The sequence below is a fragment of the Methylobacterium sp. CCH5-D2 genome (genome assembly GCF_001556475.1).
GTDB lineage: Bacteria > Pseudomonadota > Alphaproteobacteria > Rhizobiales > Beijerinckiaceae > Methylobacterium > Methylobacterium hispanicum.
Window position 1 is genome coordinate 1 of record NZ_LSIX01000585.1, and the last position, 417, is coordinate 417.

Sequence of the window (417 nt, forward strand, 5' to 3'; positions counted from 1 at the left end):
GCGTGCGCGCCGAGATCGCGCTCAAGATCTTCGGCGAGGATCTCGACACCCTGCGCGCGCTCGCCGAGGACACGAGGGCGCGGCTCTCGGACATCCCCGGCCTCGCCGACCTCCAGGTCGAGAAGCAGGTGCTCATCCCCCAGTTGGAAATTCGCGTCGACTATGCCCGCGCGGCCCTCTACGGCGTCCAACCCGCGGCCCTGGTCGAGCAGTTGAGCCGCCTGTCGAACGGGCAGGTGGTCTCGCGGGTGGTGGACGGCTACCGCCGCTTCGACGTGGTGATGCGCCTCTCCGACACGATGCGCACGACCCAGCGCCTCGGCGACCTCCTCATCGAGACCCCGTCCGGCTGGGTGCCGGCCCGCCAGATCGCCGACATCCGCGAGACCGACGGGCCGAACCAGATCCTGCGCGAGA

General features: G+C 70.3%; 1 protein-coding gene. It reads left to right on the plus strand.

All coding sequences use genetic code 11. The annotated features are described in order from the left end of the window. On the plus strand, nucleotides 1-417 hold a 417-nt coding region (locus tag AX737_RS14960; RefSeq protein WP_197430589.1), incomplete at both ends, for an efflux RND transporter permease subunit.